The organism is Frankia tisae (genome assembly GCF_025403405.1).
GTDB lineage: Bacteria > Actinomycetota > Actinomycetes > Frankiales > Frankiaceae > Frankia > Frankia tisai.
In genome coordinates this window covers 1-13,777 of sequence record NZ_JANEZT010000171.1, presented here as the reverse complement: position 1 = coordinate 13,777, position 13,777 = coordinate 1, and the positions used below count along the sequence as shown (strand labels likewise).

General features: G+C 73.7%; 11 protein-coding genes. 8 read left to right on the top strand and 3 right to left on the bottom strand.

The genetic code is table 11. From position 1 onward, the window contains the following. From NBZ85_RS17170 to NBZ85_RS17160, 3 genes are all read right to left on the bottom strand, one after another. Positions 1 to 1,432: class I adenylate-forming enzyme family protein (locus tag NBZ85_RS17170; RefSeq protein WP_261562231.1), on the bottom strand; the 1,432-nt coding region annotated here is incomplete at its 3' end. After that, on the bottom strand, positions 1,429 to 2,577 hold the full coding sequence (locus NBZ85_RS17165) for an acyl-CoA dehydrogenase family protein (RefSeq protein WP_261562230.1): 1,149 nt from the start codon (positions 2,575 to 2,577) through the stop codon (positions 1,429 to 1,431). The genes NBZ85_RS17170 and NBZ85_RS17165, both read right to left, overlap by 4 nt. Next, positions 2,574 to 3,866, bottom strand: a complete 1,293-nt coding sequence (locus NBZ85_RS17160) for an acyl-CoA dehydrogenase family protein (RefSeq protein WP_261562229.1) — start codon at positions 3,864 to 3,866, stop codon at positions 2,574 to 2,576. Before NBZ85_RS17160 ends, NBZ85_RS17165 begins: the two co-directional genes overlap by 4 nt. Before the next feature lie 244 nt (positions 3,867 to 4,110). On the opposite strand from NBZ85_RS17160, the gene NBZ85_RS17155 reads away from it, so the two are divergent. The 8 genes from NBZ85_RS17155 to NBZ85_RS17120 form a co-directional block, all read left to right on the top strand. Then, positions 4,111 to 5,037 (top strand): SDR family NAD(P)-dependent oxidoreductase, encoded by a 927-nt coding sequence (locus NBZ85_RS17155; RefSeq protein ID WP_261562228.1) that lies wholly within the window; start codon positions 4,111 to 4,113, stop codon positions 5,035 to 5,037. Between the two features lie 86 nt (positions 5,038 to 5,123). After that, positions 5,124 to 6,353, top strand: a complete 1,230-nt coding sequence (locus NBZ85_RS17150; RefSeq protein ID WP_261562227.1) for a Zn-ribbon domain-containing OB-fold protein — start codon at positions 5,124 to 5,126, stop codon at positions 6,351 to 6,353. After that, positions 6,350 to 7,510, top strand: coding sequence for a thiolase C-terminal domain-containing protein (locus tag NBZ85_RS17145; protein ID WP_261562226.1), 1,161 nt, complete (start codon positions 6,350 to 6,352; stop codon positions 7,508 to 7,510). Before NBZ85_RS17150 ends, NBZ85_RS17145 begins: the two co-directional genes overlap by 4 nt. 107 nt (positions 7,511 to 7,617) lie before the next feature. Then, positions 7,618 to 8,388 (top strand): SDR family NAD(P)-dependent oxidoreductase, encoded by a 771-nt coding sequence (locus NBZ85_RS17140; protein WP_261562225.1) that lies wholly within the window; start codon positions 7,618 to 7,620, stop codon positions 8,386 to 8,388. Positions 8,389 to 8,448: 60 nt separating this feature from the next. After that, positions 8,449 to 9,456 carry a DUF2889 domain-containing protein gene (locus NBZ85_RS17135; RefSeq protein WP_261562224.1) on the top strand — a complete coding sequence of 336 codons (1,008 nt, stop codon included), beginning with the start codon at positions 8,449 to 8,451 and terminating at the stop codon, positions 9,454 to 9,456. 72 nt (positions 9,457 to 9,528) lie between these two features. After that, on the top strand, positions 9,529 to 10,368 hold the full coding sequence (locus NBZ85_RS17130; protein ID WP_261562223.1) for a hypothetical protein: 840 nt from the start codon (positions 9,529 to 9,531) through the stop codon (positions 10,366 to 10,368). A 207-nt stretch (positions 10,369 to 10,575) separates the two neighbouring features. Beyond that, positions 10,576 to 12,159, top strand: coding sequence for a class I adenylate-forming enzyme family protein (locus tag NBZ85_RS17125; RefSeq protein ID WP_261562222.1), 1,584 nt, complete (start codon positions 10,576 to 10,578; stop codon positions 12,157 to 12,159). A 428-nt stretch (positions 12,160 to 12,587) separates the two neighbouring features. Next, positions 12,588 to 13,777 (top strand): CoA transferase (locus NBZ85_RS17120; protein ID WP_261562221.1); only part of this gene is annotated, 1,190 nt, incomplete at its 3' end.

Below are 13,777 nucleotides of genomic sequence, written 5' to 3'. Positions count from 1 at the left end.
CGGTCGTGCCGGGGCGGGGCACGATGGCCGCGGCGACCCGCTGGCCGAGGCGCGGGTCGGGCACGCCGACGACGGCGACCTCGCCGACGCCGCCGAACGCCGCCAGCACCCGTTCGACCTCGATGCTGTAGACGTTCTCCCCGCCGCGGTTGATCATGTCCTTGATGCGGTCGAGCAGGTGGATGCGCCCGGCGTCGTCGATGCGGGCCAGGTCGCCGGTGTGCAGCCAGCCGCCGTCGAGCGCCTCGGCACTCGCCTCGGGCCGGTGCCAGTAGCCGCTCATCAGCTGCGGGCCGCGCACGAGCAGCTGGCCGACGCCCTCGGCGGCCTCGGGGCCGTCGAGGCGCAGCTCGGTGGCGGCCACCGCGCTGCCGACCGTGTCGGCGTGGGCGAGCACCTCGTCGTGGTCCAGGCCGCTGACGCAGGCGGCCTCGGTCAGCCCGTAGCCGGGGCCGAACCGGGCCGCGGGGAACGCGGCGAGCAGCTCGGCGACCTGGCTCGGCGGGGTCGGCGCCGCACCGTAGCTGACCAGCCGGACATGGGAGACGTCGGTGCGGGGGAAGTCGGGGTGACGCAGCGCCTGCCAGTACATCGCCGGCACGCCGTTGAGCACGTCGATGCGTTCGTCGCGGATCGCCCGCAGCCAGGCGCCGGTCTCGAAATGGGTGGCGATGACGACCGTGCCGCCGGCGAGCAGGGCGGGCAGCCACTGCATGCCGAAGGCGAGGACGTGGAACAGCGGTGCGGCGACGAGCGTCCGGGTCACCTCCGTCGGCCCGAGGTGCAGGGCGCGGCGGCACTGCTCGGCGGCGGACAGCAGCGCCCGGTGCGACAGCATCGCGCCCTTGGGCGCGCCGGTGGTGCCGGAGGTGTAGAACAGCGCCGCCAGCGCCTCCGGGTCCTCGGCGAGGCGGACGGTGGCCGGGCCGTCGGGCAGTGCGGCCGGGTCGTCGATGACCAGCGTGGCGCCGGAGTCGGTGACGATGTGGGCGACCTCGGCCGGGGTCAGCCGGGTGTTGACGGGGACGGGCACGGCACCGGCGAGGAGCGCGCCGAGCACCGCCGCGCACCAGGGCGCGCCGTTGGGTAGCCGCACGGCCACCCGGTCACCCCGGTCGACGCCGGCGGCGACGAGGCCGCCGGCGACCCGGGTCGCGGCGTCCCACAGCTGCCGGTAGCTCAGCCGCTGGCCGGTGGCGAGGTCGACGAGCGCCTCCGCGTCGGGCACCCGATCGACGGTGGCCCGTGCGCCGTCGCCGACGGTGGTCGCGAGGCCGGTGAAGCGCAGCCCGGCCGCGGTGCGCACCGTGCCCGCGACGTCCGGGCCGGGGCCTGGTGCGGCAAGCCCCGGACCCGGCTGTGGCGCGGCGGGTGGGACGACGGTGCCCGTCCCCGCGCCGGGCGCGGTGGCCGGGTCCGGGGCGGCGCTCACACGCCGGCCTTCGCCAGCAGCCGCTCGTAGTAGACCGCCGGGCCGCCGAACAGCAGCTGGGAGGCCTTCGCCCGCCGGTAGTACAGGTGCGCGGCGTGCTCCCAGGTGAAGCCGATGCCGCCGTGGACCTGGATGTTCTCGGTGGCCACGGCGAGGAACGCCTCGGAGCAGACGGCGTGCGCGACGGCCGCGGCCACGCCCGGGTCGGGGGCGTCGGCGACGCCGTCGACGGCGCGGGCGGCCTCGCGGGCCGCGGCGTCGGCGACCTGGACGCGGGTGAGCATGTCGGCGGCCTTGTGCTTGACGGCCTGGAAGCTGCCGATCTGCCGGCCGAACTGGACGCGGTCCTTGGCGTAGGTGGTGGACGCCACCAGGCAGGCCCGCGCGCCGCCGACCTGCTCGGCGGCCAGCGCCGTCGTCGCCACGTCGAGGACCCGGTCGAGGATCGCCGCCGCGCCGCCGGCCGCGCCGACCAGGCGGGCCGGGGTGGCCGCGAAGGTCACCTTCGCGATCCGGCGGGTCAGGTCCAGCACGGGCAGCGGGGTGCGGGTCAGCCCGGCGGCGCCGGCGCCGGCGTCGACGGCGTACAGGCCGGGGCCGGCCGGGCCGCCCGCGACGACGAGGAGCACGTCGGCGCCGGCGCCGTCGAGGACGAGCGGGGCGGTGCCGTCGAGGGTGACGTCGTCCGTGCCGGCGCTCGCCGTGACGGCGATGGCGTCGCCGGCGCCGCGCCCGCCGAGCGACCAGCCGCCGTCGACGGACGGCGGGGCGAGGGTGGCGGTGGTGGTGCCGGCGGCGATGCCCGGCAGGATCCGCCCGGCTTCGTCCCCGCCCGCGGCGACCAGCGCGGTGCCGGCGAGCACCACCGAGGACAGGAACGGCGAGGGCAGCAGCGCCCGGCCCATCTCCTCCAGTACCACGGTGAGCTCGACGAGGCCGTAGCCGTCGCCGCCGTGCTCGGTGGGCAGGGCGAGCGACTGCAGGCCGAGCTGCTCGGCCATCTGTGCCCAGACCTTGTCGTCATAGCCGCGCTCGGAGTCGATCGCGGCGCGCACGGCGCGCTCGTCGGCCTTGGCGGCCATGAAGTCGCGTACCGCCGAGCGCAGCTCGTCCAGCTCAGTGCTGGTGGTGTCCTCGGTGCTCATTCTCCAGACCTTCCCGATCCCGTGGAACCGACCGACCGACGGAGCTCCCGGAACGGCGACCTGGTGTCGATGCCGGGCTCCTTGGGCAGACCGAGCACCCGCTCCGCGAGGATGTTCTTCATGATCTCCTCGGTGCCGCCGAGGATCCGCAGCGCCGGGGTGGACAGCAGCAGCTCCGTCCACGAGTAGGTGCCCCACGCGCCGGTGTCGGCGATCAGGCGGGGACCGATGATCTCGGCGGCGAAGTGGGCGCCCCGGGTGAGGTTCTGGGCGTACATCAGCTTGGACACCGACGCCTCGGGGCCGGGCTGCTCACCCGCGCGGAACTTGCGGATCATCTGGTGGTTGAGGTACTCGGTGGCGAGGGTGTCGGCGTGCAGCTCGGCGAGGCGCCGGCGGGCGGCGCCGTCGTCGAGGCGGCCGTTGGCGCGCAGCAGCTCGGTGAGGAACGGCAGGGCGACGGCGCGGCCGACCGGGCCGGCGCCCTCGCCGCCGACGCTGGCCCGCTCGTTCATCAGGGTGGTCAGGGCCACCCCCCAGCCGCCGTCGACGGGGCCGAGGCGGTGGTCGTCGGAGACGTGGACGTCGGTGAGGAAGACCTCGTTGAACTCGGAGCCGCCGCTCATCTGGCGCAGCGGGCGGATGTCCACCCCGGGGGCGGTCATGTCGACGATGAACGCGGTGATGCCCCGGTGCTTGGGCTTGTCGGGGTCGGTGCGGCACAGCGCCAGCCCGATCGCGGCGTGGTGCGCCACCGACGTCCAGACCTTCTGCCCGTTGAGCACCCAGCCGTCGCCCTCGCGCACGGCCTTCGTCTCCAGGCCCGCCAGGTCGCTGCCCGCGGCCGGCTCGCTGAACAGCTGGCAGGCGATGATCTCGCCGCTGTAGAGCCTGGGCAGGTAGCGCTGCCGGAGCTCGTCGGTGCCGTGGGCGAGGATCGTCGGGCCGATCATGCCGAGGCCGATGAGGGAGAGCACCCCGGTCTCGGGCACCTCGTAGGCGGCCTCCAGGCCGTCGTAGACGAGGTCGTGCAGGGTGGTCAGGCCGCGCCCGCCGAACGCGGTCGGCCCGGTGAGCCAGCCGAAGCCGTTGTCGTAGCGGGTGCGCTGCCACGCCTTCGCCGCGGCGACCTTGGCATTCTCGACCTCGGGCGGGTCGGTGCTGAAGTAGGTGATCCGGTCCTCGCCCTCGCCCCAGGCGACGTCCTCGGCCGCCCGGGCACGGCGGGTGGCATGTGCGTCGAGGAACGTGGTGACCTCGGCGACGAACTGGTCCATCTCGCTCGGCATGGGCAGTCTCCTCGGGGGGTCGGTGGGGTGCCTGCGCCGGCCCACCGGAGGCGGCCGCGGTGCCGGAAACCCAGCTGCCGACTGGGGTGTCAAGTATGGCGGGAAATCCCGGCTTGCAGGGGCACGCCGGGGCGGCCTGAGCAAGGATTATGGCCTCATGACACTAAGGTTTGACGAATATGTCAAGTATCCCCTAGAGTCGCCAGCGTCGCCGTGCGGACTGACCGGGCAGAGGAGCTTACGGGTGCAGCAACAGGGTGAGGGTCTGCTGGCGGGACGCGTCGTCATCGTGACGGGCGGGGGCCGGGGAATCGGCCGCAGCCACAGCCTCGAACTGGCCGCGCACGGGGCAACTGTCGTGGTCAACGACCTGGGCGTCGGAGTCCGCGGGGAGAACTCGCAGGAGGAGCCGGCCGACGCCGTCGTCGCCGAGATCGAGGCCTCCGGCGGGGTCGCGGTGCGCGACACCGGCAACGTCACCGACTGGGCGGCGGTGCGCTCCCTCGTGGCGAACACGGTCGAGCGGTTCGGCCGGCTCGACGCCATCGTCAACAACGCCGGGATCCTGCGGGACGCGACGATCACCTCGCTCACCGAGCAGGACTGGGACGCCGTGATCGGCGTCCACCTCAAGGGCACCTTCGCCCTGACCAAGCACGCCTGCGACTACTGGCGGGCCGAGTCCAAGGCGGGCCGCCCGGTCGCCGGGCGGATCGTCAACACCACCTCCGGCACGGGCCTGGCGGGCAACGTCGGCCAGGCCGCCTATGGCGCGGCCAAGGCCGGCATCGCGAACCTGACGCTCACGACGGCGCTGGAGGCCGGCCGCTACGGCGTGACCGCCAACTGCATCTCGCCGGTCGCCGCGACCCGGATGACCGCCGGCACGGGCCTCGCCCAGCCCGGCGCCGCCGAGGGGTTCGACCGGTTCGACCCGGCGAACTCCTCCCCGGTCGTCGCCTGGCTGTGTTCGCAGGCGTCCGGCTGGCTGACCGGACGGGTCCTGCGCATCGACGGCAACACCGTGCATCCGGTCGACCCGTGGAGTGTGCGCCGCGGCTACAGCGCCGCCCGTGGCGGGCGCCTCGACGCCGCCGAGCTCGACGCCGGGCTGCGCGTCGTGCTGGGCACCGCCCCGGCGGGGCTGGCCGGCCTGAGCATCGTGTCCTGAGCGGTGGGAGCTGCGAACGGTCGTGGCCCGAACGGTCGTGGCCCGATCGGCGAAAGTCCTGGCTGGCGGCGAGAGGAGACAACGCGATGACGACGGTGGCCGCTGTCGGTACGTATCTGCCCCCCTGGGGCGGCGCGCGGGGACGGGTCCTGGGACCCGATGAGGACGCGCTGACGCTGGCCGTCGCCGCCGCCCGGGCGGCGCTGGCGGGCGCCGGCCCGGAGCTGGACGTGCGCCGGGTGTTCTTCGTGACCCGGGAGCTGCCGCTGCTCGTCGGCGGTAACGGCGCCGCGCTGCTGGCCGGCATCGGCCTGCCCGACGACGTCTCCGTCGTCGAACAGGTCGGCGGCGGGCCGGCGGTGTTCGACGCACTGGCCGGTGCCGAGGCCGGCACGCTGGTGGTCGGCGTCGACGCGGCCGAGACCGGCCCGGTCGGCGCGGCCGCGGTGCTGGTCGCCGTCGGTGTCGGTGACGGCGTCGGCGTGGAACTGGTCGGCCGGGTCGTGCGCAGCCTGCCGGTGCACAGCCGTGAGACCGGCGGGGGCGTGCGCGACTACTCGGATGCCCGGCTGGAGCGCGAGCGCGGCGTCGGGGTCGCCATCGAGCGCCTCGACCTGCCCGACAAGCCGGTGGTTGTGGCGGGGTTGCCCGCCAAGCAGGCCCGCGCGCTGTGCGCCGGGGTGCCGCCGACGCTGCCGACGACCGGCGCGAGCGCGGCGCTGTTCGCGCTGGCGGCGCTCGTCGAGGTCGGCGCCGGCGGGCTGGTCCTCGCCGTCGAGCAGGGCTCGGCGACGGCGCTGCGCGTCGACGGGGTGCCCACGGTGCACCGCGACGAGCCGGCGCTGCTGGCGCCGGAGAAGCTGACCCGCACCCCCGGCCCGGACATCGCGATCTCGCTGGCCGCCTACGAACGGGCCTTCGACGCGAAGCTGCGCTGGGACGCGGGCAAGTGCGACGCCTGCGGCACGCTGGCGCTGCCGCCGCGCCGGCGGTGCATCAACTGCGGCTCGGAGGACGGCTGGTCGCTGACCCCGCTGCCGCGCACCGGCGAGGTGTACACGATCGTCACCGTGCACGTCCCCGTGCCGGGCCTGCCGACGCCGTACTCGCTGGCGATCGTCCAGCTCGACGACGTCGAGGTGCGCGCGCTGGTGAAGGTGACCGGTGCCCCGGCCGGCACGGTGCAGATCGGCGATCGCGGCCGGCTGGTGCTGCGCCGGGTCGCGGTCCGCTCAGGAATTCCGGACTACGGATATGCGCTGTATCCGGACACGGCCGATGCGGCCGCGGGTGTGACCGAGGGAGCGGTGCGATGAGACGGGTGGCGGTGGTCGGCGCCGGGATGACGGCGTTCGGCGAGCATTTCGGCCTGGGCATCAAGGAACTGCTGCCGATGGCGGTCTCCGAGATGGCCGCGCACGTCGACAAGGGGCTGGACCGCGCCGACATCCAGGCGGCCTGGTTCGGCGAACTCACGACCTCGGACGGTTTCCCCACCGGCATCCTCGCGGACACCTGCGGGCTGCTCGACATCCCCGTCACCCGGGTGGAGAACGCCTGCGCGACGGGTAACGACGCGGTGCGCAACGCGTTCTACGGCGTCGCGTCCGGGGCGTTCGACGTGGTGCTGGTCGTCGGGGCGGACAAGGTGCGGGAGTCCTCGGCGCGCTCGACGTTCTGGGAGTGGGCGGGGCTGACCCGCGACATGGCCTGGGACTACCCGCTCGGCCTGGTGGCCCCGGCGAACTTCGCCCTGCACGTCGCCCGGTACCTGCACGAGTCGCCGGCGACCAAGGAACACCTCGCGATGGTCGCGGTGAAGAACCACAAGCACGGCGTGTCAAACCCGAAGGCGCAGCTGCGGTACGAGATCACCGTCGAGCAGGCGATGAACTCGCCCGTCGTCGTCGCCCCGTTCAACCTCTACGACTGCACCCCGCAGAGCGACGGCGCGGCGGCGCTGCTGCTCGTCTCCGAGGACGTCGTCGCCCGCTACACCGACCGTCCCGTCTGGGTGCGCGGCGTCGGGCTCGGCCTCGACCGGGTCATGCACCAGCACAAGAAGGACATGACGACCTTCCCGCCGACCGTGAAGGCGTCCAAGGCCGCCTACGCGATGGCCGGGATCGGCCCGGAGGACATCGACGTCGCCGAGGTGCACGACTGCTTCACCGGCGTCGAGCTGATCAGCTACGAGGACCTCGGGTTCGCCGAGAAGTTCGGCGCCTACAAGCTCATCGAGAACGGCGTGACCAGCGTCGGCGGTGCCAAGCCGGTCAATCCCAGTGGCGGTCTGAAGGCGAAGGGGCACCCGCCGGGCGCCACCGGCGTCGCGCAGTGCGTGGAGCTGTTCGAGCAGCTGCGCGGCGAGGCGTCCAACCAGGTCGACGGCGCCCGCACGGCGCTTGCGCACAACATCGGTGGCCCCACGGCGGTGTCCGCGGTGACAATTCTGTCCTCGCAGCAAGGCTGAGCTCGCAGCAAGGCTGAGCTCGTAACGAGGTTGACCTCACGGTGGGGCACGCGGTCGCAGCGGCGACCGCGGCCCCGGCGGGACGACACAGACGGGAAAGGGACCGGATGGAACTGGCAGGCAACGTCGCCCTGGTGACCGGCGGCGCCGGCGGCCTCGGCGAGGCAACGGTGCGGGCGATCGTCGCCGCGGGCGGGTCGGCGATCATCGCCGACCTCAACGACGAGCGCGGCGAGAAGCTCGCCGCCGAACTCGGCGACGCGGTGAAGTACTCGCGCACCAACGTCCTCGACGACGACTCCGTGCTCGCGACGATCGAGGCGGCCGGCGAACTCGGCACGCTGCGTTTCGCGGTGGCGTCCCACGGCGGCTTCGGCGTCGCCGAGAAGGTCGTGCAGCGTGACGGCTCCCCGGCGTCGATGGACGGCTTCCGCAAGACCGTCGACCTGTACCTCAACGGCACGTACAACGTGCTGCGCCTGGCCGCCGCGGCGATCGCGCGCACCGAGCCGGGCGAGGACGGCGAGCGCGGGGCGGTCGTGACCACGGCCAGCATCGCCGCCTTCGAGGGTCAGATCGGCCAGTCGTCGTACTCGGCGGCCAAGGGCGGCGTCGTCGGCCTCACCCTCGCCGCCGCCCGTGACCTCGGCTCGCTCGGCATCCGGGTGGTCTGCATCGCCCCGGGCACCATGCGTACGCCGATCATGGAGTCGGTCGGGCCGGAGGCGCTGGCGAAGTTCGGCGCGGCGGTGCCGTTCCCGAAGCGGCTCGGCCACCCGTCGGAGTACGGCGCGCTGGTCACCCACATCCTGACCAACCCCTACCTCAACGGCGAGACGATCCGCCTGGACGGCGCGCAGCGCTTCGGGCCCCGCTAGGGCCCGCGGCCGAATTATTTTCACCCTGGCTTGAGCCGGGCCTGACACCGGGGAGCGGTGATGATCAGAGCAGGCCATCCCGGCCATGGGCCGCGCATCCCCGCGGCGGCCACTCCCCGGCGCCGGCCCGGCTCGATCCGGCGCACCAGCACCCTCGACATCGCCGGCGGCCGGGCGCTGTCCGGCCCGCTGGTGCTGCGCGGGCGGGGCCGCGACCTGCTCACCGATCCGTCCGGCACCGGGTTCGAGCGGGCGCACGCGGCGGTCGAGGTCGAGATCGACCGCACGGCGCGCCCCGCCGTCGCCCGCGTCCTCGCCGACCCGCCCCTGCCCGGCGTCGAGGCGCTGGTCGGGGCGAGCGTGCCCGGCGGGTTCCGCAGGGCCATCGCCGCGGCCCTGCCGGCCGAGGGATCCTCGCTGGGGCATCTGCTGCTCGACGACGTGCCCGGCGCGGTCATCATCTCCGGCTACGCCTGGGCGGTGGAGCCCGGTGAGAACGGGCCGCATCCGGGCGGCATGGCCCAGGCCGACATCTGCTCGGGCTGGCGCTCCGACGGCACAATGATGATCTCCCTGCGCACCGAGGGCGAGCTGCCGCCGATGTCCGGCCCCGTCGCCCCCGACCTCGCCGACCCCGACGACCCGGCCGCCTGGCACGAGCTGCCACCGCTGGGCGTGAACGGGGTGCGCCGCCGTCGGCGCCTCGACCTCACCGCCTGCGACGGGCTGCTCGACGTCGACGCGATGTTCCGCGACACCTATGTCGACTCCGACGGCGACGAGACCGTCGTCCACGAGTACGGCCTGACCGCCGAGATCGATGCCGAGACGTTCACCGTCGTGACGGTCGCCGCGCAGCCGCGGGTGCTGCCGTGGGTCGAGTGCCCGCTGGCCGGCGCGAGCGCGGACCGCCTCGTCGGCACCGACGTCCGCGCCGTGCGCGGGCTGGTCGGCGGCGCCTTCCGTGGCATCTCCACCTGCACGCACCTCAACGACCTGCTGCGCTCCCTCGGCGACGTCGAAGCCCTGGCCGCCACGCTCGTCCCCACGCCGGCCGTCGGCTCCTGACCCGAACTGCGCCAGGTGCGGAAAGAATTCCGGGGCGATGTCACCGTGGTATCCCTGTAGTACCGTCCAGGAATGGTCAGGGATATTCGTGAAGTCACCCCGGAAGAACACTGGAAGCAGTTCGAGGAGGCCTGGACGGCCCTCCTCAGCTACCGGTATCTGGGAAAGCTGAGCCCCGATCTCGACACCGCCGTCGAACTCGAGACGATGCCGCTGCGCCACGACATGCGCAACTCCACCGGCGGCATCATGGCGGCGCCGCTGTGCATCGCCTCGCCCGAGCCCTACTGGCTGGACAGCCAGTGCGTGCCGGCGCCGGTGGTCATGTCCTACGACATCCTCGACAGCGCCCGCGACGTCCGCGGTGTCGTCGTGCACCGCGACGTCATCCATCTCGGCCGCACCATGGGCTTCAGCCGGTCGCTGACGGTCGACGCCGACGACCCGAGCCGGGTGATCGCCGTGTCGTGCGGCACCGGGGTGAGTCTCGGCGACGTCCCCGAGGACTATCAGAAGGTCGCCAACCCGCCGGTCCCGGTCGTGGACTCGCCGTCGCTGCCGCCGCTGCACCAGGTGTTCGGGGCGCGCCGCGGCGAGGACGGGTTCTGGCGGCTGCCCGAGGTCACCCCGGAGCTGTCCTCGCCGCACGCGGCCCTGCACCTCGGACCGATCAACATCGCTTTCGAGGTCGCGGCGATGGACGCCGCCGCCGCGCACGCCGGCACCGACGCGCTGCAGGTCGACAGCTGGATCGTCATGTTCGTCCGCCCCGGCGTCGCCGGGCCGTTCCGGGTCGAGGCCGAGGTCGTCAGCGGACGCTCCGAGCGGATCGCGACGCAGCTGACCCTGCGCGACGAGGGCCGCGCGGACCGCGTCGTCAGCGTCGCCCGCGCCGTCTTCCGTCGGGTCTGATCCCGCCGCGGACGCACGTCGAGTAAGCGGGTTGCTCCGGGGCGTCCCGTCATTGACGCTCCTCGCGGTGGCTTCATAGAATAGTGTTCTACGCTCGGCGAATTGGTGTCCTCCGTATCCTGCGCCGGGATTCCTCCACCATTCGCGGGGATCTCGTTGGCGTTGGTTCCGCCTGCCGAGACGCAGCGAGTCCGAAGGGTGCTTCGCGTGCCGGTCTCCGTCATCAATGACGCCGTCACCTGGTGGGAGTTGATCGAGCGCCGGACGCATGCGACCCCGGACCTGGCGATGCTCGTCGACGCGGGCGGGCGGCGGCTGACCCACCGCCAGTTCCGCGATGTCGTCGAGCGGGCCGCCGCCGGGCTGTGGGAGCTGGGGGTGCGCCCGGGGGAGGTGGTGAGCTGGCAGCTGCCGACGACGATCGAGGCCGCCGTGCTCATGTCCGCGCTGGCCCGCCTCGGCGCGGTGCAGAACCCGCTCATCCCGGTCCTGCGCGAGGCCGAGGTCGACTTCATCGTCGGCCAGCTCGGGACGCGCTGGATCGTCGTCCCCGAGGTCTTCCGCCGGTTCGACCACCGGACGATGGCGGAGAAGGTCGCCGCCCGCCACGACGCCCGCGTCCTCGTCTGCGATCCGGCCGCCGTGCCGACTGCGGTGTCGGGCGCCGCCGCGGCAGGGATTGAGATCGCGTTGCCGCTGGGCGATCCGGCGGTGCTGCCGCCCGTCGACGCCGACGGTGACGCGGTGCGCTGGGTGTTCTACACCTCGGGCACCACGGGCGTGCCCAAGGGCGTGCGGCACACCGACCGTTCGGTGCTCGCCAGCTCCAACGGGATGGTCTACCAGCTCGAGTTCACCGACGCCGACGTCGCCTCCATCCCGTTCCCGCTGGCGCACATCGGCGGCCCGGGGATGCTGGGCCTCATGGTGCGGGTCGGGTGTTCCGGCGTGCTCGTGGAGACCTTCGACCGGGAGTCCACCCCGGGGATGCTCGCCCGCCACGGCGTGACGATGCTCGGCAGCGCCGCCCCGTTCTTCCACGCCTACCTCGACGCGCAGCGCCGCCACGGCGCCGAACCGCTGTTTCCCCGGCTGCGGCTGTGCGTCTCCGGCGGGGCGCCCAACGAGCCGGGCCTGCACACGCGGATCCGAGCCGAGCTCGGCGGGGCCGGGATCTGTAACGGCTGGGGCCTCACCGAGCATCCGGTCGTCGGTTATGCCGCGCCCGGGTCCCCCGACGACCGGATGGAACGCACCGCCGGGCGCCCCGCGCCCGGGGTGAGCGTGCGGGTCGTGCGTGCCGACGAGACGCCCGCGGCGCCCGGAGAGGAAGGCGAGCTGCGGCTGCGCGGCCCGCAGCTGTTCGCCGGCTACACCGATCCCACCGGCGACGCCGATGCCTTCGACGAGGCCGGCTACCTGCACAGCGGCGATCTCGGCTACGTCGACGCCGACGGCTGGCTGCACGTGACCGGGCGGCTGAAGGACATCATCATCCGCAACGCGGAGAACATCTCGGCGCTGGAGGTCGAGGCGTTCGTGCTGCGCCATCCGGCGGTCGCCGAGGTCGCCGTCGTCGGGCTGCCCGACGCCCGCACGGGGGAGCGCGCCGTCGCCGTCGTCGTGCCCGACCCCGACCAGCCGGCGCCGACACTGGCGGCGCTCGTGGCGTTCTGCCGCGCCGAGGGCCTCGCTCCCTACAAGCTCCCCGAGCAGCTCGAACTGGTCGCCGAACTCCCGCGCAACTCCATGGGCAAGGTCCTCAAACGCCAGCTCCAGCTCGCCTTCTGATCCCCGGCCTGATCCGGCCCGCCGTCACCCCTCACCTCCTTACCTCCTCACCTCGACGGTCTGGATCAAGAAGCTCGCGCATCTCGCCCCGTGATCACAAGAAGGTGTGCGTGCCAAGCGGATTGCGGTGCGTTCTGGGGCGCAGGCGCAGACGTCCCGACCGCTGGAGATCATGTGGGCGCGGTTATCGGCCCTACCTCGACCGACCCGCGATCCGGGCGAGCCCTGGGCCGGTCACCGATGTCCTGGCATACATCGTGACCGCGCGGATGCCACGCACATGGGGTCGAAAACTGACTGAGCTGCATGAATTGACGAATTAGGGTGGACGCGGGAGTGCGCTGGTGGCCGCCGAGGGGAGCCTGGTGGCCTGGTCGGCGTGACCGGGCGGTGCGCACGGCAGGGCGACGACGGCGGGAGGGCATGGGATGAGTGGCGCGTATGACGGCGTGCGGGTTCTCGACGCGAGCGGGGCGATCGCGGGGGCGATGGCCGCGATGTACCTCGCCGACCAGGGCGCGGACGTGGTGCGATTACTCCCGCCGGGGCGCGGCCCGTTCGACGAGGGCCCCGGCCAGTTGTGCTGGGACCGCAACAAGCGGCTGTGCGCCCTCGACCGGACGACCCCCGCCGGGGCCGCGCAGCTGCGCCGCCTGCTCGGCGCCGCCGACGTGGTCGTCGTCGACGGCACCCCCGACGATCTTGACCGTGACGGCCTCGACCCGGACCGCGTGCGTGCAGCGCATCCGGGCCTGATCCACCTGTGGCTGCCGTTGCTCGCCCCGGCGGCGCCGTGGGGCCGGTTGCCGGCCGACCCGCTGCTCGCCGACGCAGTGTCCAGCGCGTCGGGCGAGCATGGCTCCTATGACGGTCATCCGCTCGCGCTGGTCACCCCGATCGTCGCCTACGGCCAGGCCATCCTCGGCGCGACCGCCGCCGCGGCCGCCCTGCTGGGTCGCGACCGTGACCGAGCCGGCCGTGGGCAGGCGGTGCTGGTCAGCGGGTTGCACGCGACGGCGGCGATGCAGGCCGCGAGCCTCACCGACGCCGAGGGGATCCTCCGCGCGAGCCAGCCCGGGGGCGGCGGATCGTCGCCGAACTACCGGCTCTACCGCTGCTCCGACGACCGCTGGCTCTACCTCGGCGCGCTTACCGAGCCGCTGTTCCTCACCGCGCTCGACGTGCTCGACCTGTTCGAGGTGCTGACCCTGCCGGGCGTGGACGGCTCGATGATGAACATGCTGCGCCCCGGCGTCGGCGCCCCGGTCGTCGAACGCTTCGCGGCGAGGTTCGCGCAGCGGCCGCTGGCCCACTGGGAGCGGCTGCTGACCGAGGCCGGGGTGCCCAACGCCCCGGCGCAGACCCGCGACGAGTGGTGGGCGGGGGACGTCGTCGCGTCGAACGGGATGCGCCGGGTGCACGCCCATCCCGAGCTTGGCCAGGTCGAGATCCCCGGCGACCCGGTCCGGCTCGGCCGCACCCCCGGGGTGTTCTCCCACCTGCCGAGCGCGCAGGCGTTCGTCGACGCCGCGGACGTCTGGACCGATCCCCGCCCCACCCCGCCACCGTCGGACGACGCGGGCGCCGGGTCGGCGGCCGGGTCGGCGGCGGACCCGCC

Coding starts and splice junctions, on each gene's coding strand:
- NBZ85_RS17165 (WP_261562230.1), bottom strand. CDS start 2,577: ATGAGCACCGAGGACACCACCAGCACTGAGCTGGACGAGCTGCGCTCG.
- NBZ85_RS17160 (WP_261562229.1), bottom strand. CDS start 3,866: ATGCCGAGCGAGATGGACCAGTTCGTCGCCGAGGTCACCACGTTCCTC.
- NBZ85_RS17150 (WP_261562227.1), top strand. CDS start 5,124: ATGACGACGGTGGCCGCTGTCGGTACGTATCTGCCCCCCTGGGGCGGC.
- NBZ85_RS17145 (WP_261562226.1), top strand. CDS start 6,350: ATGAGACGGGTGGCGGTGGTCGGCGCCGGGATGACGGCGTTCGGCGAG.
- NBZ85_RS17140 (WP_261562225.1), top strand. CDS start 7,618: ATGGAACTGGCAGGCAACGTCGCCCTGGTGACCGGCGGCGCCGGCGGC.
- NBZ85_RS17135 (WP_261562224.1), top strand. CDS start 8,449: ATGATCAGAGCAGGCCATCCCGGCCATGGGCCGCGCATCCCCGCGGCG.
- NBZ85_RS17130 (WP_261562223.1), top strand. CDS start 9,529: ATGGTCAGGGATATTCGTGAAGTCACCCCGGAAGAACACTGGAAGCAG.